This is a genomic window from Pseudomonas sp. NPDC086566 (genome assembly GCF_050280885.1).
In the GTDB taxonomy this organism is placed as follows: domain Bacteria; phylum Pseudomonadota; class Gammaproteobacteria; order Pseudomonadales; family Pseudomonadaceae; genus Aquipseudomonas; species Aquipseudomonas vlassakiae.
The window spans coordinates 454,860-478,099 of sequence record NZ_JBNNWD010000002.1 but is presented as its reverse complement, the minus strand read 5'-3'; the positions used below and the strand labels follow the sequence as shown (position 1 = coordinate 478,099).

Annotated in this window: 23 protein-coding genes and 2 tRNA genes; 16 read left to right on the top strand and 9 right to left on the bottom strand. The window is 62.3% G+C overall.

Annotated features, from left to right (window positions below):
* The first annotated feature begins 6 nt into the window (after window positions 1-6).
* Together choW and choV are read left to right on the top strand one after the other, a co-directional pair.
* Window positions 7-855 (top strand): choline ABC transporter permease subunit, encoded by an 849-nt coding sequence (gene choW / locus ACQKPS_RS06415; RefSeq protein ID WP_176509202.1) that lies wholly within the window; start codon window positions 7-9, stop codon window positions 853-855.
* A complete protein-coding gene (gene choV / locus ACQKPS_RS06410; protein ID WP_054886704.1) occupies window positions 852-2,030 on the top strand; it encodes a choline ABC transporter ATP-binding protein in 1,179 nt (392 codons plus the stop codon). The genes choW and choV overlap by 4 nt, the downstream gene beginning before the upstream one ends.
* A 136-nt stretch (window positions 2,031-2,166) precedes the next feature.
* Here the strand turns inward: choV and hisF are convergent, their stop codons facing one another.
* From hisF to ACQKPS_RS06380, 6 genes are all read right to left on the bottom strand, one after another.
* A complete protein-coding gene (gene hisF, locus ACQKPS_RS06405) occupies window positions 2,167-2,937 on the bottom strand; it encodes an imidazole glycerol phosphate synthase subunit HisF (protein ID WP_254481829.1) in 771 nt (256 codons plus the stop codon).
* Between the two features lie 10 nt (window positions 2,938-2,947).
* Window positions 2,948-3,685, bottom strand: coding sequence for a 1-(5-phosphoribosyl)-5-[(5-phosphoribosylamino)methylideneamino]imidazole-4-carboxamide isomerase (gene hisA, locus ACQKPS_RS06400; RefSeq protein WP_023382794.1), 738 nt, complete (start codon window positions 3,683-3,685; stop codon window positions 2,948-2,950).
* 27 nt (window positions 3,686-3,712) lie between these two features.
* Window positions 3,713-3,973 carry a DUF2164 domain-containing protein gene (locus ACQKPS_RS06395; protein WP_027917568.1) on the bottom strand — a complete coding sequence of 87 codons (261 nt, stop codon included), beginning with the start codon at window positions 3,971-3,973 and terminating at the stop codon, window positions 3,713-3,715.
* Window positions 3,974-4,612 carry an imidazole glycerol phosphate synthase subunit HisH gene (gene hisH, locus ACQKPS_RS06390; RefSeq protein WP_060512243.1) on the bottom strand — a complete coding sequence of 213 codons (639 nt, stop codon included), beginning with the start codon at window positions 4,610-4,612 and terminating at the stop codon, window positions 3,974-3,976.
* Window positions 4,613-5,206, bottom strand: a complete 594-nt coding sequence (gene hisB, locus ACQKPS_RS06385; RefSeq protein ID WP_027917570.1) for an imidazoleglycerol-phosphate dehydratase HisB — start codon at window positions 5,204-5,206, stop codon at window positions 4,613-4,615.
* A 170-nt stretch (window positions 5,207-5,376) separates the two neighbouring features.
* Complete coding sequence (locus ACQKPS_RS06380) at window positions 5,377-7,038, bottom strand: OFA family MFS transporter (protein WP_313200875.1); 1,662 nt, start codon at window positions 7,036-7,038, stop codon at window positions 5,377-5,379.
* Between the two features lie 382 nt (window positions 7,039-7,420).
* Here ACQKPS_RS06380 and ACQKPS_RS06375 point away from each other — a divergent pair, with 382 nt between their 5' ends.
* The 6 genes from ACQKPS_RS06375 to ACQKPS_RS06350 all read left to right on the top strand — a co-directional run bounded on the left by ACQKPS_RS06375 (window position 7,421) and on the right by ACQKPS_RS06350 (window position 12,836).
* A complete protein-coding gene (locus ACQKPS_RS06375; protein ID WP_427603222.1) occupies window positions 7,421-9,658 on the top strand; it encodes an AsmA family protein in 2,238 nt (745 codons plus the stop codon).
* Window positions 9,655-10,722, top strand: a complete 1,068-nt coding sequence (gene mutY, locus ACQKPS_RS06370; RefSeq protein ID WP_254481839.1) for an A/G-specific adenine glycosylase — start codon at window positions 9,655-9,657, stop codon at window positions 10,720-10,722. The genes ACQKPS_RS06375 and mutY overlap by 4 nt, the downstream gene beginning before the upstream one ends.
* Entirely contained in the window at window positions 10,719-10,991 is a 273-nt protein-coding gene (locus ACQKPS_RS06365; RefSeq protein ID WP_254481840.1) for an oxidative damage protection protein, read from the top strand. The genes mutY and ACQKPS_RS06365 overlap by 4 nt, the downstream gene beginning before the upstream one ends.
* Window positions 10,992-11,081: 90 nt before the next feature.
* A tRNA-Phe gene (locus ACQKPS_RS06360) sits at window positions 11,082-11,157 on the top strand.
* 186 nt (window positions 11,158-11,343) lie between these two features.
* Window positions 11,344-12,333 carry a polyphosphate kinase 2 gene (gene ppk2, locus ACQKPS_RS06355; protein ID WP_427603219.1) on the top strand — a complete coding sequence of 330 codons (990 nt, stop codon included), beginning with the start codon at window positions 11,344-11,346 and terminating at the stop codon, window positions 12,331-12,333.
* A gap of 59 nt (window positions 12,334-12,392) precedes the next feature.
* Window positions 12,393-12,836: a hypothetical protein gene (locus tag ACQKPS_RS06350; RefSeq protein ID WP_427603217.1), complete on the top strand. Its 444-nt coding sequence runs from the start codon at window positions 12,393-12,395 to the stop codon at window positions 12,834-12,836.
* 115 nt (window positions 12,837-12,951) lie between these two features.
* Here ACQKPS_RS06350 and gabP read toward each other — a convergent pair whose 3' ends face one another.
* Window positions 12,952-14,337: a GABA permease gene (gene gabP, locus ACQKPS_RS06345; protein ID WP_186602818.1), complete on the bottom strand. Its 1,386-nt coding sequence runs from the start codon at window positions 14,335-14,337 to the stop codon at window positions 12,952-12,954.
* 583 nt (window positions 14,338-14,920) lie between these two features.
* Here gabP and ACQKPS_RS06340 point away from each other — a divergent pair.
* The 5 genes from ACQKPS_RS06340 to ACQKPS_RS06320 all read left to right on the top strand — a co-directional run bounded on the left by ACQKPS_RS06340 (window position 14,921) and on the right by ACQKPS_RS06320 (window position 19,233).
* Window positions 14,921-15,694, top strand: coding sequence for an ABC transporter ATP-binding protein (locus ACQKPS_RS06340; RefSeq protein WP_176509094.1), 774 nt, complete (start codon window positions 14,921-14,923; stop codon window positions 15,692-15,694).
* A gap of 11 nt (window positions 15,695-15,705) precedes the next feature.
* Complete coding sequence (locus ACQKPS_RS06335) at window positions 15,706-16,458, top strand: ABC transporter substrate-binding protein (protein ID WP_176509095.1); 753 nt, start codon at window positions 15,706-15,708, stop codon at window positions 16,456-16,458.
* 54 nt (window positions 16,459-16,512) lie between these two features.
* On the top strand, window positions 16,513-17,208 hold the full coding sequence (locus ACQKPS_RS06330; RefSeq protein ID WP_254481843.1) for an ABC transporter permease: 696 nt from the start codon (window positions 16,513-16,515) through the stop codon (window positions 17,206-17,208).
* A complete protein-coding gene (locus ACQKPS_RS06325) occupies window positions 17,205-17,894 on the top strand; it encodes an ABC transporter permease (protein ID WP_054886716.1) in 690 nt (229 codons plus the stop codon). The genes ACQKPS_RS06330 and ACQKPS_RS06325 overlap by 4 nt, the downstream gene beginning before the upstream one ends.
* Before the next feature lie 133 nt (window positions 17,895-18,027).
* Window positions 18,028-19,233 (top strand): methyltransferase, encoded by a 1,206-nt coding sequence (locus ACQKPS_RS06320; RefSeq protein ID WP_427603214.1) that lies wholly within the window; start codon window positions 18,028-18,030, stop codon window positions 19,231-19,233.
* Between the two features lie 256 nt (window positions 19,234-19,489).
* On the opposite strand, the gene ACQKPS_RS06315 is transcribed toward ACQKPS_RS06320, so the two are convergent.
* On the bottom strand, window positions 19,490-19,762 hold the full coding sequence (locus ACQKPS_RS06315; RefSeq protein ID WP_427603212.1) for a DUF3077 domain-containing protein: 273 nt from the start codon (window positions 19,760-19,762) through the stop codon (window positions 19,490-19,492).
* Entirely contained in the window at window positions 19,755-20,027 is a 273-nt protein-coding gene (locus ACQKPS_RS06310) for a hypothetical protein (RefSeq protein WP_427603210.1), read from the bottom strand. The genes ACQKPS_RS06315 and ACQKPS_RS06310 overlap by 8 nt, the downstream gene beginning before the upstream one ends.
* Before the next feature lie 482 nt (window positions 20,028-20,509).
* On the opposite strand from ACQKPS_RS06310, the gene ACQKPS_RS06305 reads away from it, so the two are divergent.
* The 3 genes from ACQKPS_RS06305 to ACQKPS_RS06295 all read left to right on the top strand — a co-directional run bounded on the left by ACQKPS_RS06305 (window position 20,510) and on the right by ACQKPS_RS06295 (window position 22,413).
* Window positions 20,510-20,758 (top strand): hypothetical protein, encoded by a 249-nt coding sequence (locus tag ACQKPS_RS06305; RefSeq protein ID WP_254481862.1) that lies wholly within the window; start codon window positions 20,510-20,512, stop codon window positions 20,756-20,758.
* Between the two features lie 97 nt (window positions 20,759-20,855).
* Window positions 20,856-20,931 (top strand) — tRNA-Thr (locus tag ACQKPS_RS06300).
* A 162-nt stretch (window positions 20,932-21,093) separates the two neighbouring features.
* Window positions 21,094-22,413, top strand: a complete 1,320-nt coding sequence (locus tag ACQKPS_RS06295) for a tyrosine-type recombinase/integrase (RefSeq protein ID WP_427603207.1) — start codon at window positions 21,094-21,096, stop codon at window positions 22,411-22,413.
* Window positions 22,414-23,240: the final 827 nt, after the last annotated feature.

Below are 23,240 nucleotides of genomic sequence, written 5' to 3'. Positions count from 1 at the left end.
CTCGCTATCATGCTCATCGATCAGAAAATACCCTTGGGTCAGTACATCGCGGCGTTCGTCGAATGGCTGACCCAGAATGGCGCGAACTATTTCGACGCCATTGCCCGAGGCCTGGAGTTCATGATCCATGGCGTCACCAGTACCCTGACTTTCTTCAACCCGTTCGTGCTCATCGCCCTGTTCGCCGCCCTGGCGCATTTCATCCAGCGCAAGTGGGCGCTCACCGCATTCGTCGCCCTTTCCTTCCTGCTGATCCTCAACCTGGGGTACTGGCAGGAAACCATGGAGACCTTGGCCCAGGTGACCTTCGCCACCGTGGTCTGCGTGGCCATCGGCGTGCCGCTTGGCATCGTCGCCGCGCACAAGCCGATGTTCTACACGGCCATGCGCCCGGTGCTCGACCTGATGCAGACCGTGCCAACCTTCGTCTACCTGATCCCGACCCTGACCCTGTTCGGCCTGGGCGTGGTGCCGGGGCTGATCTCGACAGTGGTGTTCGCCATCGCCGCCCCGATCCGCCTGACCTACCTGGGCATCTGCGACGTGCCGCAGGAACTTATGGACGCCGGCAAGGCCTTTGGCTGTTCGCGCCGCCAGCTGCTCACCCGTATCGAACTGCCGCACGCGATGCCAAGCATCGCCGCCGGCGTCACCCAGTGCATCATGCTGTCGCTGTCGATGGTGGTGATCGCCGCCCTGGTGGGTGCCGATGGCCTGGGCAAACCTGTGGTCAACGCACTGAACACCGCCGATATCTCCCTGGGCTTCGAGGCAGGCCTGGCGATCGTGCTGCTGGCGATCATGCTCGACCGTATCTGCAAGCAACCGGAACTGCCGGTAAGGGGTGAGGCATGAGCATCATTCGATTCGAAGACGTCGACGTCATCTTCTCCAACAAGCCACGCGAAGCGCTGGCGCTGCTGGACAAAGGCCAGACCCGCGAGCAGATCCTCAAGCAGACCGGGCTGGTGGTCGGTGTGGAAAAGGCCAACCTCGATATCAACAAAGGCGAGATCTGCGTGCTGATGGGCCTGTCCGGCTCAGGCAAGTCGAGCCTGCTGCGTTGCATCAACGGCCTCAACACCGTGAGCCGCGGCAAGCTGTTCGTCGAGCATGAAGGCAAGCACATCGATATTGCCCACTGCACCCCGGCAGAGCTGAAGATGATGCGCACCAAGCGCATCGCCATGGTGTTCCAGAAATTCGCCCTGATGCCATGGCTGACGGTGCGCGAGAACATCAGCTTCGGCCTGGAAATGCAGGGCCGCCCGGAAAAGGAACGGCGCAAGCTGGTCGACGAGAAACTCGAACTGGTCGGCCTGACCCAGTGGCGCAACAAAAAGCCGGACGAACTCTCCGGCGGCATGCAGCAGCGTGTGGGCCTGGCGCGGGCGCTGGCGATGGATGCCGACATCCTGCTGATGGACGAACCGTTCTCGGCCCTCGACCCGCTGATCCGCCAAGGCCTGCAAGACGAATTGCTGGGCCTGCAGGCCAAGCTGAGCAAGACCATCGTGTTCGTCAGCCACGACCTCGACGAGGCGCTGAAACTGGGCAGCCGCATCGCCATCATGAAGGATGGGCGGATCATCCAGTACAGCAAGCCGGAAGAGATCGTGCTGAACCCGGCCGACGAATACGTGCGTACCTTCGTCGCCCACACCAACCCGCTGAACGTATTGTGCGGCCGCAGCCTGATGCGCAGCCTGGACAACTGCAAGCGGGTCAACGGCTCGGTGTGCCTGGACCCGGGTGGCGATTCGTGGCTTGACCTGGGTGAAGGGAATTCGATCAAGCGTGCACGCCAGGGGCAGAACGGGCTGGACATGCAGAATTGGGTGCCGGGGCAGGCTGTGGAAGGCCTGGGCCGCAAGCCGACGTTGGTGCATGCCGACATTGGCATGCGTGAGGCGCTGCAGATTCGTTATCAGACCGGCAACAAGCTGGTGCTGCAGGAGAATGACAAGGTGGTGGGGATTCTTGGGGATACCGAGCTTTACCACGCGCTGCTCGGCAAGAACCACGGGTGATGCAATTGGGGCCGCCTTGCGGCCCATTCGCGGCTAAAGCCGCTCCCACAGGGACCGCACAAGGCATTGGGCCTGTGCTGTACCTGTAGGAGCGGCTTTAGCCGCGATGGGCTGCAACGCAGCCCCAATCACGCTCTCAGCGAACGACGATCCCGCGCGAAGCCATGTAGGCCTTGGCCTCCGGCACAGTGTACTCGCCAAAGTGGAAGATACTCGCCGCCAGCACCGCGCTGGCGTGTCCTTCCAGAATCCCGTCTGCCAGGTGCTGCAAGTTACCCACACCACCCGAAGCAATCACCGGAATCCCCAGCGCATCGCTGATGGCGCAGGTTACACCCAGATCGAAACCATTCTTCATGCCGTCCTGGTCCATGCTGGTCAGCAGGATCTCGCCGGCTCCCAGGCCTTCCATCTTCTTCGCCCACTCAACCGCGTCCAGCCCGGTAGGCTTGCGCCCGCCGTGGGTGAAGATCTCCCAGCGTGGCGCTTCGCCTGGCGCGGACACCTTCTTGGCGTCGATGGCGACGACGATGCACTGCGAACCGAAACGGTCCGCCGCCTCGCCGACGAACTCCGGGTTGAACACCGCGGCGGTGTTGATCGAAACCTTGTCTGCACCGGCGTTGAGCAGGTTGCGGATGTCCTGCACGGTACGCACGCCACCGCCCACGGTCAGCGGGATGAACACCTGGCTGGCCATGCGCTCGACGGTATGCAGGGTGGTGTCGCGGCCATCGACGCTGGCCGTGATGTCGAGGAAGGTGATTTCGTCGGCACCCTGCTCGTTGTAGCGGCGGGCAATTTCCACCGGGTCGCCGGCATCACGGATGTTCTCGAACTTGACGCCCTTGACCACCCGGCCGTTGTCCACGTCCAGGCAAGGGATGATGCGCTTGGCCAGTGCCATGGTTCAGTCCTCAGCCTTGGTAGTTGTCGCAGAATGCCTGGGCCTCGGCGACATCGAGGGTGCCCTCGTAGATGGCACGGCCGGTGATGGCGCCGATGATGCCCGGGGCCTTGGCGTCCAGCAGGGCCTTGATGTCACCCAGGTTGTGGATGCCGCCCGAGGCGATCACCGGGATCGAGGTGGCTTCGGCCAGCGCCTTGGTGAACGGCACGTTGCAGCCCTGCATCATGCCGTCCTTGGCGATGTCGGTGTAGACGATCGCCGACACGCCATCGGCCTCGAAACGCTTGGCCAGGTCGATGACCTGTACCGAGCTGACTTCGGCCCAGCCGTCGGTGGCGACGAAGCCGTCCTTTGCATCCAGGCCAACGATGACCTTGCCCGGGAAAGCCTTGCACGCTTCGGCGACGAACTCAGGCTGCTTGACCGCCTTGGTGCCGATGATCACGTAGCTGACGCCGGCCTTGACGTAGTGCTCGATGGTTTCCAGCGAGCGGATGCCGCCGCCGATCTGGATCGGCAGGTTCGGGTAGCGCTTGGCGATGGCGGTGACCACTTCACCGTTGACCGGCTGGCCTTCGAAGGCGCCGTTGAGGTCGACCAGGTGCAGGCGGCGGCAGCCACCTTCGACCCACTTGGCAGCCATGCTCACCGGGTCGTCGGAGAATACCGTGGAGTCTTCCATGCGGCCCTGGCGCAGGCGCACGCAGGCACCGTCCTTCAGATCGATAGCGGGGATAATCAGCATCTTGGGAACCTGTCTGTTCTTGGGGGTTCAGGGCTTTTCGAGTGCCCACAGATCGCTTTCGATGCTCTCGAACCGCTCCTTGAGGTGCAGCTGAACATCGGCAATCGCCCTGTTGTAGTAATGGGGTGCAATTTCTTTGCTGAACAGCTCGAGAACCTCGGCCACCTCGAACGACCCGAGCTGCAGCTCGAAGCGGTCTTCCAGGAAGCGCTTGAGCGTGTCGAGCGCCTCGCGCTCCTCTTCGGGGGCCAGGGTAATGATCGGGGCCTTGGTCTTCGAACGGCTCATTTACCAGCGCCCGTCCCAGGCGACGAAGTTCTGCAGCAGCTGCAGGCCATGGGTATGGCTCTTCTCCGGGTGGAACTGCACGGCAAAGCGCGAGCCATCGGCCAGCGCGGCAGCGAAGTCGACGCCATAATGGCCGCGGCCGACCACCTGGCCCGGCTTGCCGGCATTGATGTAGTAGCTGTGCACGAAGTAGAAACGCGCACGGTCGGAAATGTCGTGCCACAGCGGATGGTCGATGGTCTGGCTGACTTCGTTCCAGCCCATGTGCGGCACCTTCAGGTGCTCGCCGTCTTCTTTCAGGTCTTTGCCAAAGAAGCGCACCTGGCCAGGGAACAGTCCGATGCAGTCGACACCGTCGTTTTCTTCGCTATGGTCGAGCAACGCTTGCATGCCGACGCAGATGCCGAGGAACGGGCGGTCCTGGCTCACTTCGCGGACCAGGCTGTCGAAGCCCAGGCGGCGGATTTCGGCCATGCAGTCACGGATCGCGCCCACGCCCGGGAACACCACGCGATCAGCCTCGCGGATCACCGCAGCGTCGCTGGTGACCAGCACCTTGCCGGCGCCGACGTGCTCTAGCGCCTTGGCCACCGAGTGCAGGTTGCCCATGCCATAGTCGATTACGGCTACCGTCTGCATTTACAGGCACCCTTTGGTGGACGGCATCTGCCCGGCCATGCGCTCGTCGAGGGTCACGGCCATGCGCAGGGCGCGGCCGAAAGCCTTGAATACGGTTTCGATCTGGTGGTGGGTGTTATGGCCACGCAGGTTGTCGATGTGCAGGGTCACCAGGGCGTGGTTGACGAAGCCCTGGAAGAATTCCTGGAACAGGTCGACATCGAAGCCGCCAACGGTGGCGCGGGTGTAGGGCACATGCATCTGCAGGCCTGGGCGGCCGGAGAAATCGATGACCACGCGCGACAGCGCTTCGTCCAGCGGCACGTAGGCATGGCCGTAGCGGAAGATGCCTTTCTTGTCGCCGATGGCCTGGGCGAATGCCATGCCCAGCGTGATACCGACGTCTTCGACGGTATGGTGATCGTCGATATGCAGGTCACCCTTGCACTCGATATCCAGATCGATCAGCCCATGGCGAGCGATCTGGTCCAGCATGTGTTCAAGGAAAGGCACACCGATATCGAATCGGGCCTTGCCACTGCCATCGAGGTTGATCGAGCACTTGACCTGGGTTTCCAGGGTATTGCGCTCGACGGAAGCCTTACGTTCGACCATCACCAGCTCCGCAAAATCATTGGGCGAAAAGGGCTCCATTATAGGCCCAGAACGCGCCCGCTTGAAACGCGGATGACATATGGCATGGCAAGGAATTGCGGGGCCGGACGGCCCTACAGGTCTATACAACCCGATCATGGGGGCTGCCAGGCAACCCCCAGATGGCTACATCAATGGAACAGTACAGCGGTCTTCTGCAGGGTAATCCAAACACCCCAAGCCAGCGGCACGACCACCACAGCCCAGGCCAGCAGCACCAGCGGCAGGCTGCCCGGTGCGGCGTGCCACTCCAGCGAACGCGCACCGTCAGCACCTTTGTCGTGGCTGAGCGCACGTTCGGCGGCCAGTTCGGCATCGGTCATGAAGTATTTGTCGGCCACCGGGCGGATCAGCATGTTGCAGATAAAGCCCAGCACCAGCAGGCCGGCGAGGATGTACAGGGTCATGTCGTAGGCCGCTGCACGCTCCACGCCCGCCGCCAACTGGTACTCGCGCAGGTAGGTGATCAGCACCGGGCCCAGCACGCCGGCTGCCGCCCAGGCAGTCAGCAGGCGACCATGGATGGCACCGACCATCTGCGTGCCGAACAGGTCGGCCAGGTAGGCCGGAACGGTGGAGAAGCCACCGCCGTACATCGACAGAATGATGCAGAACGCCGCCACGAACAGCGCCACGTTGCCCAGGTGGCCCATGTTCGGCACCAGGCTGTAGAGGCCGACGCCCAGGGCGAAGAAGGCGAAGTAAGTGTTCTTGCGGCCGATGTAGTCGGAGAACGATGCCCAGAAGAAGCGGCCACCGATGTTGAACAGGCTCAGCAGGCCGGTGAAGCCGGCGGCGATGGCGGCGATCTGCGCCAGCTGTGCGGCGTTCAGCTCGCTGAAGCTCAGCTCGTTGCCCAGCAACTTGCCGGCAAACACTTCCTGCAGCAGCGGCGAAGCCATGCCGAGGATGCCGATACCGGCCGAAACGTTCAGGCACAGCACCAGCCACACCAGGGCGAACTGCGGGGTTTTCCAGGCGACGCTGACGTGCACGTGGCGGTCGGTGACCATGCCGTTGCCGGCCTTCTTCGCCGGCGCGCTCCAGCCTTCAGGCTTCCAGCCGGTAGGCGGCACGCGGTAAGCCAGGGCGCCAGCGGTCATGAACACGAAGTAGATGGCGGCCATGGCGACGAAGCTCTGCCAGACGCCCACTTCCTGCGCGTTGCCAAAATGGCCCATCAGCGCGGTAGCCAGCGGTGCACCCACCATGGCGCCACCACCGAAGCCCATGATCGCCATGCCGGTGGCCATGCCGCGTTTGTCCGGGAACCACTTGATCAGGGTCGAGACCGGCGAGATGTAGCCCAGGCCCAGGCCGATACCACCAATGACGCCGGAGCCCAGCCACATCAGCCACAGCTGGTGGGTCTTCACGCCAATCGCCGAGATCAGCATGCCGCCGCACCAGCACAGTGCCGATACCAGGCCAGCCTTGCGCGGGCCAGCGTGTTCCAGCCAGCCGCCCAGCACCGCTGCCGAGCAGCCAAGGAAGACGAAGAACAGGGTGTAGATCCAGCTCAGCATCGAGATCGGCCAGTCGCATTCGGCGCTGAACATACGGGCGATGAAGCCCATGTCCGCCGAACAGGCAACAGGCGCGGTGATGCCGATGGCTTGCGACAGCGGCAGCCAGAACACCGAGAAGCCGTAGGCCATGCCGATGCACAGATGGATGGCCAAGGCGGCTGGCGGGACCAGCCAGCGGTTGAAGCCCGGGCGGGCGATGATGCGCTCCTTCGACAGGAAGCCAGGCGCGCTGGCCAGCCCTTCTGCCGTGATGGTACTGCTCATGGATTCGATCCTTTTGTAGGTAGACAGTGCTGGCGGATACTGCCCAAGCTCTTGTTCTCGCACGCAGGGCGAACTGGCCTTTGCGGGGGTGACGGCCCGCGACAATGGGTCGCGGCCGTTCCGCGAAGCGGCACAAGGGTACCAGTTCGCAGATGACATGAAAGCAATCTGATATCGTTATTTTTCGCGTGGCTGAAACGGTATTTCGACGTTTTCTGTACCCGCGAAGAATCCAGCGCCGAAGGAACTGCCAAAACCACAACTGTCGAATCCCGCAACTATCTGAAATGCCCTGCATCGCTAGTCGAATACGCAGGACCCACCGCTGCGGCGCTATACTCAGCCGTTCGGAATTCACACTACGGACTACAAGGACTCGCCCATGAAAGCGTTCGGCAAAATCCTGGGACTGGGGCTTCTCGGGTTGCTGCTGATCATCGTGGCGCTGGGCTTCGCCCTGACCCACCTCTTCGATCCCAACGACTACAAAGACGAGATCCGCCAACTGGCGCGCGACAAGGCGCACGTCGAGCTGACCCTCAACGGCGACATCGGCTGGAGCCTGTTCCCCTGGCTAGGCCTGGAGCTGCACGAAGCCAGCATCGCGACCCTGGCCAAACCCAAGGAACCGTTCGCCGACCTGCAGATGCTCGGCCTCTCCGTGCGTGTGCTGCCGCTGCTGCGCCGCGAAGTGCAGATGAGCGATGTGCGTGTCGAGGGCCTCAACCTGACCTTGGTTCGTGACGAAAATGGCCACGGCAACTGGGAAGACATCGGCAAGCCGCTACCGGCCGCCACCGATGGCACTGCCAGTGCGCCGGCCCAGGCACCTGCCGAGCAACCCGCCAAACCTGCTGAAAGCAACAGTGAGCGCGCTGTGAAGCTCGACATCGACAGCCTGGCCGTGAACAACGCCCGGGTTTACTACACCGATGCCAAGAGCGGCCAGAGCTACAGCGCCGAAAGCATCCAGCTGAGCACCGGCCCGGTCCACGAGGGCGCCAATATCGCCTTGAAAGCCAGCGCCTTCATCAGCGCCAGCCAGCCGGCCATCAAGGCCCGCACCGAGCTTGCCGGCGAGCTGCGCTTCGATCGCAAGCTCAAGCGCTACAACTTCGAAGACCTGCGCCTGACCGGCGAAACCTCGGGCGAACCTACCGCTGGCAAGACCGTCACCTTTGGCGCCCAGGGCCAGCTGCTGGTCGACATGGGGGCCAACGTGGCCTCGTGGAGCGGCCTGAAAGTCTCGGCCAACCAGCTGCGCGCCCTCGGCGAACTGAACCTGCGCGACCTCGACAAGGCCCCGCAACTGAGCGGCGGCCTGTCCATCGCCCAGTTCAACCTGCGCACCTTCCTCGATGGCATCGGCCACCCGCTGCCGGCCACCAACGACCCGGCAGCCTTCGGCAAGCTGGAGCTGGTGACCCGCCTGCAAGGCACACCGACCAGCCTGACCCTGGCCGACCTGGCCGTGAAACTGGACGACACCACCTTCACTGGCCGCGCAGCCATTGAGGACTTCACCAAGCAGGCCCTGCGCCTGCAACTCAAAGGTGACAAGTTCGACGCCGATCGCTACCTGCTGGCCAAGAGCGAACAGGCCAAGGGCGCGACTGCCGCGCGCCAGGCCGAGGTTCAGCAACAGGAATCCACCGCGGTGGCCGCAGCCGGTAGCTCGCCGCTGCCCAGCGCCCCGACCCAGGTGGCCTGGAGCGACGACAAGCTGCTGCCGGTCGACCGCCTGCGCGTCCTCGATCTGCAGGCCGACCTGGCCTTCGGCTCGCTGATTCTGGACAAGCTGCCAATCAGCGATGCTCAGTTGCAGGCCACCGGCCAGGGCGGCCTGCTGACCTTGCAAACCCTGCGCGGCGGCCTCTATAACGGCACTTTCGAAGCCAAGGGCAACGTCGACGTGCGCCCTGCCGTGCCGCAGCTCGGCATCAACACCAGGATCAACCGGGTGCCGGTCGAGCACTTCATCAAAACTGAAGGCAAGGCACAGACGCCGCCGGTCAAAGGCCTGCTGACCCTGACCAGTGATCTGACGGCTACCGGTAACAGCCAGAAGGCACTGGTCGACACCCTCAATGGCAGCGCAAACTTCACCATCAATGACGGCGTGCTGGTCAACGCCAACCTCGAGCAGCAACTCTGCCAGGCCATCGCCACCCTCAACCGCAAGACTTTGAGTGGCGAACCCCGTGGCAAGGACACCCCGTTCGAAGAACTGCGCGGCAGCCTGGTGATTCGCAATGGCGTGGCCAGCAACCCGGACCTCAAGGCACGCATCCCGGGCCTGACCGTCAACGGCCATGGCGACCTCGACCTGCGCGTGCTGGGCATGGACTACAACATCGGCGTGATCGTCGAGGGTGACCAGCGCGCCATGCCCGACCCGGCCTGCCAGGTAGGTGAGCGCTTCGTCGGCGTGGAAGTGCCGCTGCGCTGCCGTGGCCCGCTGGAGCTCGGCGCCAAGGCCTGCCGCCTGGACCAGGACGGCTTGGGCAAGGTCGCGGCCAAGCTGGCCGGCAACCGCCTTAAAGACAAGATCGATGAAAAACTCGGAGACAAAGTGAGCCCAGAACTGAAAGACGCGCTCAAGGGGCTGTTCAAGCGATGACCCCCACGCAGTTCTCCAGCGCCGTGCTGGACTGGTACGACCAGCACGGTCGCCACGACCTGCCCTGGCAACAGGGCATCAACCCATACCGCGTGTGGGTTTCGGAAATCATGCTGCAGCAGACCCAGGTCAGCACCGTGCTCAATTACTTCGACCGTTTCATGCAGGCCCTGCCGACCGTGCAGGCCCTGGCTGAGGCGCCGGAGGACGAAGTGCTGCACCTGTGGACCGGCCTTGGCTACTACACCCGCGCACGCAACCTGCAGAAGGCCGCGAAGATCGTCGTCGAGCAACATGGCGGCGAATTCCCGCGCAGCGTCGAGCAACTCACCGAGCTGCCCGGCATCGGCCGTTCCACAGCGGGTGCCATCGCCAGCATTAGCATGGGCATTCGCGCGCCGATTCTCGATGGCAACGTCAAGCGCGTGCTGGCCCGCTACACCGCCCAGGCCGGCTACCCCGGCGAGCCCAAGGTGGCCAACCAGCTGTGGGCCACGGCCGAGCGCTTCACCCCGCACCAGCGCGCCAACCACTACACCCAGGCGATGATGGACCTGGGCGCGACGCTGTGCACGCGCAGCAAGCCCAGCTGCCTGATCTGCCCGTTGCAGCGCGGCTGCGAAGCGCACCTGCACGGCGAAGAAACCCGCTACCCCGAGCCCAAGCCACGCAAGGCACTGCCGCAACGGCGCACGCTGATGCCGCTGCTGGCCAACGATGAAGGCGCCATTCTGCTTTACCGCCGCCCATCCAGCGGCCTGTGGGGCGGCTTGTGGAGCCTGCCAGAGCTGGACGATATCGCCCAGCTCGACGACCTTGCCTACCAGCACGGCCTGCGCCTGGCCGAAAGCCGCGCACTGGACGGCCTGACCCATACCTTCAGCCACTTCCAGCTGGCGATCGAGCCGTGGCTGGTACGTGTCGACCCGGTCGGCCAGCACGTGGCCGAGGCCGACTGGCTCTGGTATAACCTCGCCACCCCGCCGCGCCTGGGCCTCGCCGCCCCGGTCAAGAAGCTGCTCAAACGCGCGGCCGACGAACTGATTGCAGGAGAAGCCCGATGACCCGCACCGTGATGTGCCGCAAGTACAAAGAAGAACTCCCCGGCCTGGCCCGCCCGCCCTACCCCGGCGCCAAGGGCCAGGACATCTTCGACCACATCTCGGAGAAAGCCTGGGAAGACTGGAAGAAACACCAGACCATGCTGATCAACGAAAAGCGCCTGAACATGATGAACGGCGACGACCGCAAGTTCCTCCAGGGCGAGATGGACAAGTTTTTCGCCGGCGAGGAATACGCCCAGGCGGAAGGCTACGTTCCACCCTCCGAATGACCCCACGAATCGTAAGCGACGGAATTAATTTAAAATTTTTTCAAAAAGTCGTTGACGGGCCGTCAGAAAATCTATTTAATTCACCTCGTCGCCCAGATAGCTCAGTCGGTAGAGCAGAGGATTGAAAATCCTCGTGTCGGCGGTTCGACTCCGTCTCTGGGCACCACCTTCAAGCTTCTGGTGGTTGCAAAGTTACCCGAAGCGACAACAAGAAACCCGCCTAGTGCGGGTTTTTTGTTGTCTTGGATTTATTGCTCCACCCCTCTCTGCCGTTGACCGGTATCAACAAGCCTTCTCTCGCTCAGTTTCAAAATTGCAGGTGGACATTCGACCCAACCTCGCAAGGACCTCCATGAGCGAAGAAGCCACCCTCCTGCTCCCCGCCCCCGGCGAATCCTCTTCCCCCGCCCCTGCCGTACCTCGCACGCGCCGCCCTCGCCAGCGCAAAACTGAACCCTCCATCAGCAAGGTCAGCCAGGCCCCAGCCGCGCTGGAAGTGGCCAGCGCACCAAAGGGCAGTAATGAAGACAGCACCTCGGCGCGGCTGCCAGCCAGCTACCCGTACCGCACCCGCCTGCGTCGCCAGGAGTACGAGAAGGCCAAGCATGCGCTGCAGATCGAACTGCTGAAGGTCCAGAGCTGGGTCAAGGAAACCGGCCAGCGCGTGGTCATTCTGTTCGAGGGGCGTGACGCAGCGGGCAAAGGTGGGACGATCAAACGCTTCATGGAGCACCTCAACCCGCGAGGCGCACGGATCGTCGCGCTGGAGAAGCCTTCCGAGCAGGAACTGGGCCAGTGGTACTTCCAGCGTTACATCCAGCACCTGCCCACGGCAGGCGAGATGGTCTTCTTCGACCGCTCCTGGTACAACCGCGCCGGGGTCGAGAAGGTAATGGGCTTTTGTTCGCCGCTGCAGTACCTGGAGTTCATGCGCCAGGCGCCGGACCTGGAGCGGATGCTGTGCAACAGCGGCATCCTGCTGTTCAAGTACTGGTTCTCGGTGAACCGCGAAGAGCAGCTGCGCCGCTTCATCTCGCGCCGGGACGACCCGCTCAAGCACTGGAAGCTGTCACCCATCGACATCAAGTCGCTGGACAAGTGGGAAGACTACACCGCAGCCAAGGAGGCGATGTTCTTCCATACCGATACCGCCGACGCACCGTGGACGGTGATCAAGTCGGACGACAAGAAACGCGCACGGATCAACTGTATCCGGCACTTCCTGCATTCGCTGGACTATCCAGGGAAGGACCACCGCGTGGCTCATGCGCCCGATGAGCTGCTGGTCGGCCGCGCATCGCGCGGGTTCGAGGAAGACGAGCCGACACCGCCCGCCAGTTGAATCGCCCGGGCTGCTGCGCTTCAATACGCGCAATTTCCGAACACCCCAAGGATTCACCCATGGCCACCCCAACCAAACAACAGAAACGCGCCAAGCGCGCCGCCAGCAAAGCCAAGCAGAACCGCATGGTGCGCAGCGGTCAGGCGGTCAAGGCCAGTGCCGGTGACAGCGCCAGCATCGAGCAGGTGTTCAACAAGGCCATGGAGACCGACAGCTACAAAGAGCTGTTCGCGAAGATGAAGGCCGCGCAGGAAACCAGCCTGGTGGCGATGATCTCGGTGTTCCTGGTCGACCCACTGCTGGCCCTGGTGCTCAAGGGCCACAAGGAAGAGCACGCCACCGACTACATCGTGCTGGTGTTCAACGCCTACCGCACCTGGCTCGACGGCGCCGATGAGGAAACCACCATGGCCTGGCTGGAGAGCGATGAGTTCCAGGAAGCCTATATCGCCGCTTCCGAACTGGTCGCCAAGCAGCAGCAACAGCAGAAGCAGTTTGGCTGACCGGGCTGCTTGACCTGTTCCGGCCCTTTCGCAGGTAAACCCGCGAAGAGGGTGCAAGACAATAAAAAAGGCCGCGCCCTGCAGAGGACGCGGCCTTTTTTTCAAGCAGCGCGGATCAGTTATCCAGCGCCACCCGCCCGGCAGCTTCACGCTTGCGGTGCACCAGCAAGCCCGCCGCCACCACGCCAATGCTCAGCAGCGCAGTCGCGATGATCTCGGCACGGTGATCCTCACGCAGCGCCATCACCGCCAGCACGGCAATGATGAAGGCGATGGTTGCCCAAGTCAGGCCAGGGAACAGCCACATCTTGAAGTCGATTTTCTCGCCACGCGCTTCACGCTGGCTGCGCATGCGCAGTTGCGACACGGCAATCACCAGGTACACCAGCAGCGCGATGGCGCCGGAGCTGGCCAGCAGGAACTCGAACACCTGGGCCGGGGCCACGTAGTTGGCGAATACGCAGAGGAACGCAGCTGCGGTCGACAGCAGCACGGCCACATGCGGGGTTGCCGCCTTGGTGGTGCGCTGGGCGATGGCCGGGGCGTCACCACGCTTGCTCAGCGAGAACAGCATGCGCGACGAGGTGTACAGCGCCGAGTTCAGGCAGCTGGTCACGGCGACCAATACCACGATGTCGACGATCAGCTTGGCGTTCGGCACACCGATGCGGCTCAGCACGGTCTGGTAGGAGCCGACTTCGGCCAGGGCCGGGTCGTTCCACGGTACCAGCGCAACGACCAGGAAGATCGACACCAGGTAGAACAGGCAGATACGCCAGATCACCGAGTTGGTGGCGCGGCTGATCTGCTTGCCCGGGTCTTTCGATTCAGCAGCGGCGATGGTGACGATTTCGGTACCCATGAACGAGAACATGGTGGTCAGCATGGCCGCCAGCACCGCGCCCAGCCCGTTAGGCATGAAGCCCTGGGTATCGAACAGGTGCGAAGCGCCGCTCACCTGGCTGCTTGGCACGAAGCCAAACATGGCGATGCAGCCAACGACGATGAAGCCGATGATCGCCAGCACCTTGAGCAGGGCGAACCAGAACTCGAACTCACCGTAGTTCTTCACGCTGCACAGGTTGGTGAGGGTCAGCGCCAAGGTAATAAGAAGCGAGAAGGCCCACAGGTCCACGGACGGGAACCAGGCGTGAAGAATGGCCGCAGCGGCGTTGGCTTCCAGTGGAATCACCAGCACCCAGAACCACCAGTACAACCAGCCAATGGTAAAACCGGCCCAGCGGCCAATGGCGCGGTCGGCATAGGTGGAGAACGAGCCCGTATCCGGCGAGGCGATTGCCATTTCGCCGAGCATGCGCATCACCAGTACGACCAAGGTACCAGCGGCGGCATAGGCCAGCAGCACGGCCGGGCCGGCAGCTGCGATGGCATGGCCGGAACCCACGAACAGACCGGCGCCGATGACGCCAGCAATGGACAGCATGGTGACATGCCGTTGTTTGAGCCCCTGAGCGAGGTCATTGGAATTGTTACCGCTCATTAAAACTACCTTTGTAAGGAGTGGACCACTCCGATTGCGTTAACAGAGCGCACCTGGGGTTGACCTAGGCATCGCTGCAATCGGCGGCTTCGTACTGGCAATAAGCGCGCCATATTCGGGATGCATTCATCAGAAAAGCCAGCGCGCCTTTTAGGACGCGGTTTGGAGGGCTTTCGGCCAGCGGCTGACCGAAAGGCCGCCAAATCATCGGATTACTGAAATACCCACTTACAAACGCACCAAAGGTGCTCCACGGTAACACCCGTGCACCACTGCAATGCCAAAAAGCGCAACCTCGAGGTACAACCTCATGACCCGGCCGCCCGCGAAAGGTCTAAAACCGCTTCCATGCGCGGGCCAAAACTGGCACCATCGCGCCTTTTTTCATCAAGGCTCTGGTGCTGGGCGACACCTTCGCGGACATCCGCGCGACGTTGCGCTGCAACGATGCGACAAACTGCCCCACCAGCGCCCCGAGTGCCCAGCGACCCTGTTGGCCGTGATAATGCCGCTATGCTAGCTTGGCGCACGCCAGGAAGGCCGCCAACAGCTGGGAACGCACCCGATCACATGAGGACCGCACATGGCCCAGGCCACGCCCGCGCTGGAAATCCGCAATCTGCACAAACGCTACGGCGAGCAGGAAATTCTCAAGGGCATTTCGCTGACCGCGCGCGACGGTGACGTGATCTCCATCCTGGGGTCGTCCGGCTCCGGCAAGTCCACCCTGCTGCGCTGCATCAACCTGCTGGAAAACCCCCACCAGGGTGAAATCCTCGTTGCCGGCGAGAGCCTCAAGCTCAAGGCCGCCAAGAACGGCGACCTGATCGCCGCCGACAACCGCCAGATCAACCGCCTGCGCAGCGAAATCGGCTTCGTCTTCCAGAACTTCAACCTGTGGCCGCACATGTCGATCCTCGACAACATCATCGAGGCGCCACGCCGCGTGCTCGGCCAGAGCAGGGCCGAGGCCATCGAAGCCGCCGAAGCGCTGCTGAACAAGGTCGGCATCCACGACAAGCGCCACAGCTACCCCGCCCAGCTTTCCGGTGGCCAGCAACAACGTGCTGCCATCGCCCGCACCCTGGCCATGAAGCCCAAGGTCATCCTGTTCGACGAGCCGACCTCGGCGCTCGATCCGGAAATGGTCCAGGAAGTGCTTAACGTTATCCGCGCACTGGCCGAAGAAGGCCGTACCATGCTGCTGGTGACGCACGAGATGAACTTTGCCCGCCAGGTGTCCAGTGAAGTGGTCTTCCTGCACCAGGGCCTGGTTGAAGAGCAAGGATCGCCGCAGCAGGTCTTCGAGAACCCGACCTCGGCGCGTTGCAAGCAATTCATGTCCAGCCACCGCTAACGGAGCAATACATGCACATTTACAAGAAGTTCCTCCTGGCAGCCGCTGCCACCCTGGTGATGTCGGCAAACGCCATGGCCGCGGAAAAACTGCGCATGGGTATCGAAGCCGCCTACCCACCGTTCAACAACAAGGATGCCAGCGGTAACGTCGTCGGCTTCGACAAGGACATCGGCGACGCCCTGTGCGCCAAGATGAAGGTCGAGTGCGACGTGGTCACCTCCGATTGGGACGGCATCATCCCGGCCCTGAATGCCAAGAAGTTCGACTTCCTGGTGTCGTCGCTGTCGATCACCGACGAGCGCAAGCAGGCGGTCGACTTCACCGACCCGTACTACTCCAACAAGCTGCAGTTCATCGCGCCGAAGAATGTCGACTTCAAGACCGACAAGGCGTCGCTCAAAGGCAAGGTGATCGGCACCCAGCGCGCCACCCTGGCAGGCACCTGGCTGGAAGACAACTACGGCAACGACGTAGAGATCAAGCTGTACGACACCCAGGAAAACGCCTACCTGGACCTGGTGTCCGGCCGCATCGACGGCATCCTGGCCGACAAGTACGTGCAGTACGAGTGGCTCAAGAGCAAGGACGGCATGAACTTCGAGTTCAAGGGCGAGCCTGTGGTGGACAGCGACAAGATCGGCATCGCCGTGCGTAAAGGTGACCCGCTGCGTGAGAAGCTGAACAAGGCCCTGGCGGAAATCAAGGCTGACGGTACGTACAAGAAGATCAACGACAAGTACTTCCCATTCAGCATCGAATGATCCGCTCCGACCTGCGCGTCCCCGGGGCGCGCAGGTCCCTAGAATGACCTGCCCATGAATATCGACCTGCACGGATTCGGTCCGGCCATGATGGCCGGCACCCTGATGACCGTAAAACTGGCGCTCTGCGCCCTGTTGCTGGGGCTGGTCCTGGGCCTGCTCGGCGCCCTGGCCAAGACTTCCACGATCAAGCCGTTGCAATGGCTTGGCGGTTTCTACTCGACCCTGGTGCGCGGCGTGCCCGAGCTGCTCTGGGTCCTGCTTATCTATTTCGGCACCGTCGGCCTGATGAACAGCCTCGGCGAAGCCCTGAACATGCCGGGCCTCGAACTGAGCGCCTTCGCGGCCGGCGTCATCGCCCTGGGCCTGTGCTTCGGCGCCTATGCCACCGAAGTGTTCCGCGGCGCGATCCTGGCGATCCCCAAGGGCCACCGTGAGGCCGGCCTGGCGCTGGGCCTGTCCAAAGGCCGCATCCTGTCGCGGATCATCCTGCCGCAGATGTGGCGGATCGCCCTGCCGGGCCTGGGCAACCTGTTCATGATCCTGATGAAGGACACTGCCCTCGTGTCGGTGATCGGCCTGGAAGAAATCATGCGCCACGCGCAGATCGGCGTGACCGTGACCAAGGAGCCATTCACCTTCTACATGGTCGCTGCCTGTATCTACCTGAGCCTCACGATCATCGCCATGACCGGCATGTACTTCATGGAAAAACGCGCCGCTCGCGGCTTTGCGAGGGCTGAACAATGAATTGGGAAGTCATCATCAAGTGGCTGCCGCGACTGGCCCAAGGTGCGACCCTGACCCTGGAGCTGGTGGCCATCGCCGTGGTCGCCGGGTTGATCCTGGCCATCCCGCTGGGCATTGCCCGCTCCTCGCGCCACTGGTACGTGCGCGCCGTGCCGTTCAGCTACATCTTCTTCTTCCGTGGCACGCCGCTGCTGGTGCAGCTGTTCCTGGTCTACTACGGCCTGGCGCAGTTCGACGCCGTGCGTTCCAGCTCGCTATGGCCGTACCTGCGCGATCCGTTCTGGTGCACGGTGCTGACCATGACCCTGCACACCGCCGCCTACATCGCCGAGATTCTGCGCGGTGCGCTGCAGTCGATCCCCAAGGGTGAAATCGAAGCAGCGCGGGCATTGGGCATGTCGCGGGGCAAGACGCTGTTCTACATCATGCTGCCACGCGCCTCGCGCATCGGCCTGCCGGCCTACAGCAACGAAGTGATCCTGATGCTGAAGGCCAGCGCCCTGGCCAGTACCGTGACCCTGCTGGAACTGACCGGCATGGCCCGTACGATCATTGCCCGGACCTACCTGCCAGTGGAGATCTTCTTCGCTGCCGGGGTCTTCTACCTGGTGATCTCGTTCGTGCTGGTGCAAGGCTTCAAGCTGCTGGAGCGCTGGCTGCGCGTGGACGCCTGCCAGGGCCGTTAAACCCTACTGGCCCTATCGCGGGTAAACCCGCTCCTACAGGGATCACACTGCCTCTGGGCCTGTGCTGAAACCTGTAGGAGCGGGTTTCCCGCGATAGGGCCCTGAAAACCACCACCCACCTCAAGCCCCACCCATGTCCACCTACCTCCACAGCCACCAGTTGCACGACCGCTTCCAGGCCCTCGACCAGTTCCTGACCGAGCACCAGTCGCTGTGGAAACCCCGGCCCTTCACCGCCCTGCGCCTGGACTGGGAAACCGAATACCCCGCACTCGCCGCCCACCTGCGCCAGTGCACCCTGGCCGACGCCGAAGCCGACATCGAACCGCAAGCCCTGCCCACTCCATTCCCGCAACTGGCCGCACGAGCCGGGCAACTTTCAGCCCTGGGCGAACTCCCCGACACCGGTCTGCCCATCGCCGGCCACCGCCTCGACGTCGCCGTGCCCGGCCGCAAATGGCAACAGATCGAAGCCTTCAGCCGCCGCCTGGGCTTTCGCGAGCAGACCCGTCACTGGCTCGACTGGTGCTCCGGCAAAGGCCACCTCGGCCGCCGTCTGCTACAACCCGGCCAGCAGCTCACCTGCCTGGAATACAACCCTGAGCTGGTGGCCGCCGGCCAGGCCCTGAGCGATCACCATCACCTGCCCGCGACCCATGTGCACCAGGATGTGATGGCTGCCAGCAGCACCCAACACCTGAACCACGAGAAAAGCGTGGTCGCCCTGCACGCGTGCGGCGAACTGCACGTGCACCTGCTGCGCCAGGCCAGCGAGCAAGGCTGCCGCCACCTGGCCGTGGCCCCTTGCTGTTACAACCGCATACCGGGTGAGCATTATCAGCCGTTATCCACAGCCGCGCAGAACTCCCCGCTGCAGCTGAGCATGATCGACCTGGGCCTGCCGCTGAACGAAGCCGTCACCGCCAGCGCCCGCGTGCGCCATCAGCGCGACTGCTCCATGGCCCGGCGCCTGGGCTTCGACCTGCTGCAGCGCGAACAGCGCCAGTGTGATCAATACCTGTCCACCCCTTCGCTGCCGATCGCCTGGCTGGACAAGCCTTTCGAGCAGTACTGCCGTGAGTTGGCCGAGCTGCGCGAAGTCGAGCTGAGGGGTAATCCGGACTGGGCGGCGCTGGAGGCGGCTGGCTGGCAACGCCTGGCCGAGGTGCGCAACCTCGAACGCCTGCGCAACCTGTTCCGCCGCCCGCTGGAACTCTGGCTGGTGCTCGATCGCGCCCTGTTCCTCGAAGAACAGGGCTACTCCGTGCGCTTGGGTACTTTCTGCGATTACCCACTCACCCCACGCAACCTGCTGCTGCTTGCCGAACGTGACTGTTAGCCGCAGGACAACCTGTGGATAACTCTGTGAACAAGCTTTTGATGACTGGATGGAGCCAAGCGCTATGTCAAGCGTCTGGCTTATTCCAGTATGGGCCTCAAGCCCAGTAAAAACAGGTGTTTGCGCAAAGACAGGCGGTACGCGGAGGCGGCATGCCTTTCGCGCACGGCGGCAATGCCTCTTGTGCATAAACAAAAATTCGATTAGGCAATAGGCCCCCTGTGGGAGCGGGCGCGCCCGCGAAAGGGCCCTCGAATCAATGCACCTTGTTCTTGGCAATCTCGATATCGTTCATCAGCGCCTTGGCCAGGGCCAGCAGGTAATCCGCAGCGCCCAAGAGCTTGTGGTCATCCTCCATATCCCCCTCGCGCACAAGGTGCTTGATATAGCCGAGCAACACCGACACATGCTCGTAGGCATGATCGATCGGGATACCCGGTTGCACGCGTAGCAGGTCCACAGTCGGGTTTCCTGCTTCAAGGAAGGTCTCTACGCCTGCTGTGACGATGGTTTTAGCAGTATCACTCATGCGCCTGCCCCTCTTCATCGCTCATGCTCGCCAACGCATGCTGGAACAGGATAAGTGCCGATTCGGCCGCAAAGGCGGCGTTTGCCAGCGTGTTCAAACCAGGTTCACCAGCGTGAAGGCGGCAGTGTTCATCGATGGTTTCGGCGACGCCGCGGATGAGCTCGGCACCATGGGTGATGGCATCTTCGGAGGAGATGTCGCTGTGGACGGAGAAATACGGGGTTTGGATTAAAAAACGAGATGGATCTGGAACGATCTTTTTCATAATGGAAATCCCTATGTTCAAAAAGGGATTGCCACTCTCATTCTTTCTCACGGAACAAAGGCGGCAACCGTACACGGGGTGAGAAACCGAGTGAACATAGGAAGCTCGGCCAGACCGAAATCTGCCCGCGCACGGTCGCCATAACGCAGCCGCTACATTCAAAGCGGGTTCTCACACCCGGTCACCAGTTTTGGCGACCCGAGAACGTTAGCCCCGGGGCATTTCCCCGCCAACAGTGAACGGTCGACTGCGCGCGTAGGATAATTCCCAAATACTCCAATCCTGAAGCATTTGGTCTCAAGTTCAGACTTCCCTCACAAAATCACCACGGTCCCTGTGGGAGCGGGTTCACCCGCGAAGAGGCCCGACGGTGTATCATCCGCCCCCAAATCATTAAAAAGCTACGTCGCACGCTGCCCGCCAGCCCTGCGACCGTCTGGCGTTGCGCCAGAATCGACACTGGACTAACGGACTACCCCATCGTGACCCAAGCCAAACCCCTTGCCCTGCTCGCCTTCACCCTGACCCTGGGCGCCTGTGCCAGCGATCCTGCGCCGCGCCCTGCCAGCAACCTAGACTGGAACACCCCCGGCATGCAGCTGGGCGGCGACAACGGCCTGCCCCTGCGCGTCGAAAGCCCGTGCCGCAAGCGCGGCTGCGACAACGACAAGCTGTTTTTCAACCCGGGCAAGACCGAGCCGAACGTCAATACCATCCATCGCGGCTGGTAAGAAAATATCCTTTTGGGCCGGTGACTTAGGCTATTTGCACGCTTTCGCAAGGAAGTGGTTTACAGGCGCCAACCGATCGTTATAATGACGCCCCATTGCCGGTATAGCTCAGATGGTAGAGCAACTGACTTGTAATCAGTAGGTCCCGGGTTCGATTCCTGGTGCCGGCACCATTCAAGGTTCCATAGAAAGCTTTCAAAATCTCTGGAACCCCCGAAAAACCCGCCTTCTGGCGGGTTTTTTCGTTTTGGCGTTCCGTCGGATTCCGAGGGTAGCCAGCGCTAATAAGGGTACTTTTAAGGATACCTACCAATTCGACATTGGAAAGTACCCTTATGGCTCGCACAACGGCTCCCCTCACCGACAACGCCTGCCGCACTGCAAAGGCTCGCGAACGTGAGTACAAGCTTTTTGACGGCGATGGCCTTTACCTGCTCGTGAAGCCCAACGGTCGCAAAGGCTGGCGGCTCAGGTACGTGAAGCCCGATGGCCGCGAGGGCCTGACCTCATTCGGCAATTATCCAGTGGTCGGGCTGGCTGACGCTCGCCGCAAGCGCTTCGACCTCAAACAGCAACTCGCCAACGTCATTGACCCTATTCAGTCCAAGCAGCAGGCCAAGGTGCAAGCCGTGATCAATGGCCGCACCTTCGAAAGCGTTGCGCTCGATTGGTATGCCGGGATGGTGCCGAAGTGGGCGCCGGGCCATGCTAAGACTGTGCTCAGCCGGTTGAAGACTCACGTATTCCCTTTGTTAGGTGCCAGGGCAATCGTTGAGTTGGACACCCACGACCTCATGCAGCCACTGGAGGCTGTGACGAAGCGCGGCACCATCGACGTGGCGCTCAGGATCAAGAACTACCTGCAAAGCATCATGCGCGAAGCCAAACGGCTGCGACTGATCACGGCGAACCCGGCTCACGATCTCGATGGCTCGATCAAAACGCCACGGGTTACACATCGACCCGCACTACCCTTATCGCGGTTGCCTGAGCTACAGGCGCGTATCGACGGCTACAAAGGTCGCCCGCTCACGCGCCTCACGGTGATGCTATCGCTGCACGTGTTCGTGCGCTCCAGTGAACTGCGCTTCGCCCGTTGGAACGAGTTTGACCTCAAGCGTGGCATCTGGGAGATCCCCGACACCCGCCCGGCGCTGGACGGAGTACCCTTTTCCACAAGGGGTACGAAGATGGCCGGGGACATTCACGTTGTACCCTTATCGCCGCAAGCAGTGGCCTTGCTTGAGCAGATCCACGCGATCACCGGCAAGTTCGAGCTGGTGTTCGCGGGAGATGCCAAACCGTGGAAACCGATGTCCGAGAACACGGTGAATGCCGCGCTCAGGACGATGGGCTATGACACCAAGGTGGATATCTGCGGCCACGGGTTCCGAGCCATGGCGTGCAGTGCGCTGGTCGAATCCGGGCTGTGGTCGGAGACAGCTATCGAGCGGCAGATGAGCCACAAGGAACGCAACAACGTGCGCGCCGCCTATACCCACAAGGCCGAGTTCCTCGAAGAACGCCGGATGATCATGACCTGGTGGAGCCGGTTTCTGGAGGCGAACCGCGAGGACCATGTGACGCCGCACGAGTTTGCCAAGCAGACGGGCGAGAACGTCACGCGCCTGCGCAGTGCCAAGAGGACCGAGTAACCCGCCGCACCACCACCTCAACTCGCTGTGAAGTTACCCACAGCACCGCATGAAGCTCCTCCGCGCGGGTCCATTCAAACGGGGCTGCATAGCCGCCCCGTTTGAATGGACCATACCTTGGAAAAAAACTGCTGGCACAGAGTACGTCTGTGGAAAACCACTGATGTCCACCGGGGGATAGTTTTATCCACAGGCGCTAAATCCCTGAAATCGCTTTGCTTGACGAACATTGTCCACAGGCGTAGACCGGGAGTTGCAAACGCTGTCGATGACAGCACCCCAGGTGACCCGAACCTTAAAGGTCACGCCGCTCTGGCGGTGGTTCTCCCCAAGGGCGATTCGCATCCGGCAGCTCGCCCGGTCACTACCCATGTGATGGATGCTCTTACACATATGGCCCTCGTGCGCCAGACAGACCGTACCTCGCTGCCCTGCAGCAACCTATCCGCTTGGCCGCCTATTGCGCCAACCTGTGCCCGTCTCTTTCTTCTGGAAAGAGACGGGCACTTCTAGAACTGCTGCAGCCCTGATCGCACATGGCTTTGCGGCAATTCCCCTCGTGACAATCGGCGTGACAAACGCCGATGCCACAAGCAACAGCGCTGTAGATGATGGTGCCGCAGACCAAGGAATGGACTGCACCTGACTGACAGTCAGGTATGCCCCGGTCATCGCATTGCTGCTTGCACCTGGCTCAGGATCTCGCGGCACTGGTCTCGTCAGCCAATGCAGCCTCCGCCCGCCCACCGGTAACGGTGCTCAGGAGGCCAGATCATGAGATGCCCTTGCTCCCGGACGTAAGGAGCCGCCAGTCCCGCGCTAGAGGA

Excerpts from the sequence above, each read along its gene's own strand:
- ACQKPS_RS06325 (WP_054886716.1), top strand. The coding sequence starts at position 17,205 with ATGAATTGGGAAGTCATCATCAAGTGGCTGCCGCGACTGGCCCAAGGT.
- ACQKPS_RS06340 (WP_176509094.1), top strand. The coding sequence starts at position 14,921 with ATGGCCCAGGCCACGCCCGCGCTGGAAATCCGCAATCTGCACAAACGC.
- ACQKPS_RS06315 (WP_427603212.1), bottom strand. The coding sequence starts at position 19,762 with ATGAGTGATACTGCTAAAACCATCGTCACAGCAGGCGTAGAGACCTTC.
- hisB (WP_027917570.1), bottom strand. The coding sequence starts at position 5,206 with ATGGTCGAACGTAAGGCTTCCGTCGAGCGCAATACCCTGGAAACCCAG.
- ACQKPS_RS06350 (WP_427603217.1), top strand. The coding sequence starts at position 12,393 with ATGGCCACCCCAACCAAACAACAGAAACGCGCCAAGCGCGCCGCCAGC.
- ACQKPS_RS06365 (WP_254481840.1), top strand. The coding sequence starts at position 10,719 with ATGACCCGCACCGTGATGTGCCGCAAGTACAAAGAAGAACTCCCCGGC.
- ACQKPS_RS06320 (WP_427603214.1), top strand. The coding sequence starts at position 18,028 with ATGTCCACCTACCTCCACAGCCACCAGTTGCACGACCGCTTCCAGGCC.
- hisA (WP_023382794.1), bottom strand. The coding sequence starts at position 3,685 with ATGCTGATTATCCCCGCTATCGATCTGAAGGACGGTGCCTGCGTGCGC.
- ACQKPS_RS06375 (WP_427603222.1), top strand. The coding sequence starts at position 7,421 with ATGAAAGCGTTCGGCAAAATCCTGGGACTGGGGCTTCTCGGGTTGCTG.
- ACQKPS_RS06330 (WP_254481843.1), top strand. The coding sequence starts at position 16,513 with ATGAATATCGACCTGCACGGATTCGGTCCGGCCATGATGGCCGGCACC.
- ACQKPS_RS06395 (WP_027917568.1), bottom strand. The coding sequence starts at position 3,973 with ATGAGCCGTTCGAAGACCAAGGCCCCGATCATTACCCTGGCCCCCGAA.
- ppk2 (WP_427603219.1), top strand. The coding sequence starts at position 11,344 with ATGAGCGAAGAAGCCACCCTCCTGCTCCCCGCCCCCGGCGAATCCTCT.
- ACQKPS_RS06335 (WP_176509095.1), top strand. The coding sequence starts at position 15,706 with ATGCACATTTACAAGAAGTTCCTCCTGGCAGCCGCTGCCACCCTGGTG.
- ACQKPS_RS06295 (WP_427603207.1), top strand. The coding sequence starts at position 21,094 with ATGGCTCGCACAACGGCTCCCCTCACCGACAACGCCTGCCGCACTGCA.
- mutY (WP_254481839.1), top strand. The coding sequence starts at position 9,655 with ATGACCCCCACGCAGTTCTCCAGCGCCGTGCTGGACTGGTACGACCAG.
- choV (WP_054886704.1), top strand. The coding sequence starts at position 852 with ATGAGCATCATTCGATTCGAAGACGTCGACGTCATCTTCTCCAACAAG.
- ACQKPS_RS06380 (WP_313200875.1), bottom strand. The coding sequence starts at position 7,038 with ATGAGCAGTACCATCACGGCAGAAGGGCTGGCCAGCGCGCCTGGCTTC.
- gabP (WP_186602818.1), bottom strand. The coding sequence starts at position 14,337 with ATGAGCGGTAACAATTCCAATGACCTCGCTCAGGGGCTCAAACAACGG.
- hisF (WP_254481829.1), bottom strand. The coding sequence starts at position 2,937 with ATGGCACTGGCCAAGCGCATCATCCCTTGCCTGGACGTGGACAACGGC.
- ACQKPS_RS06310 (WP_427603210.1), bottom strand. The coding sequence starts at position 20,027 with ATGAAAAAGATCGTTCCAGATCCATCTCGTTTTTTAATCCAAACCCCG.
- hisH (WP_060512243.1), bottom strand. The coding sequence starts at position 4,612 with ATGCAGACGGTAGCCGTAATCGACTATGGCATGGGCAACCTGCACTCG.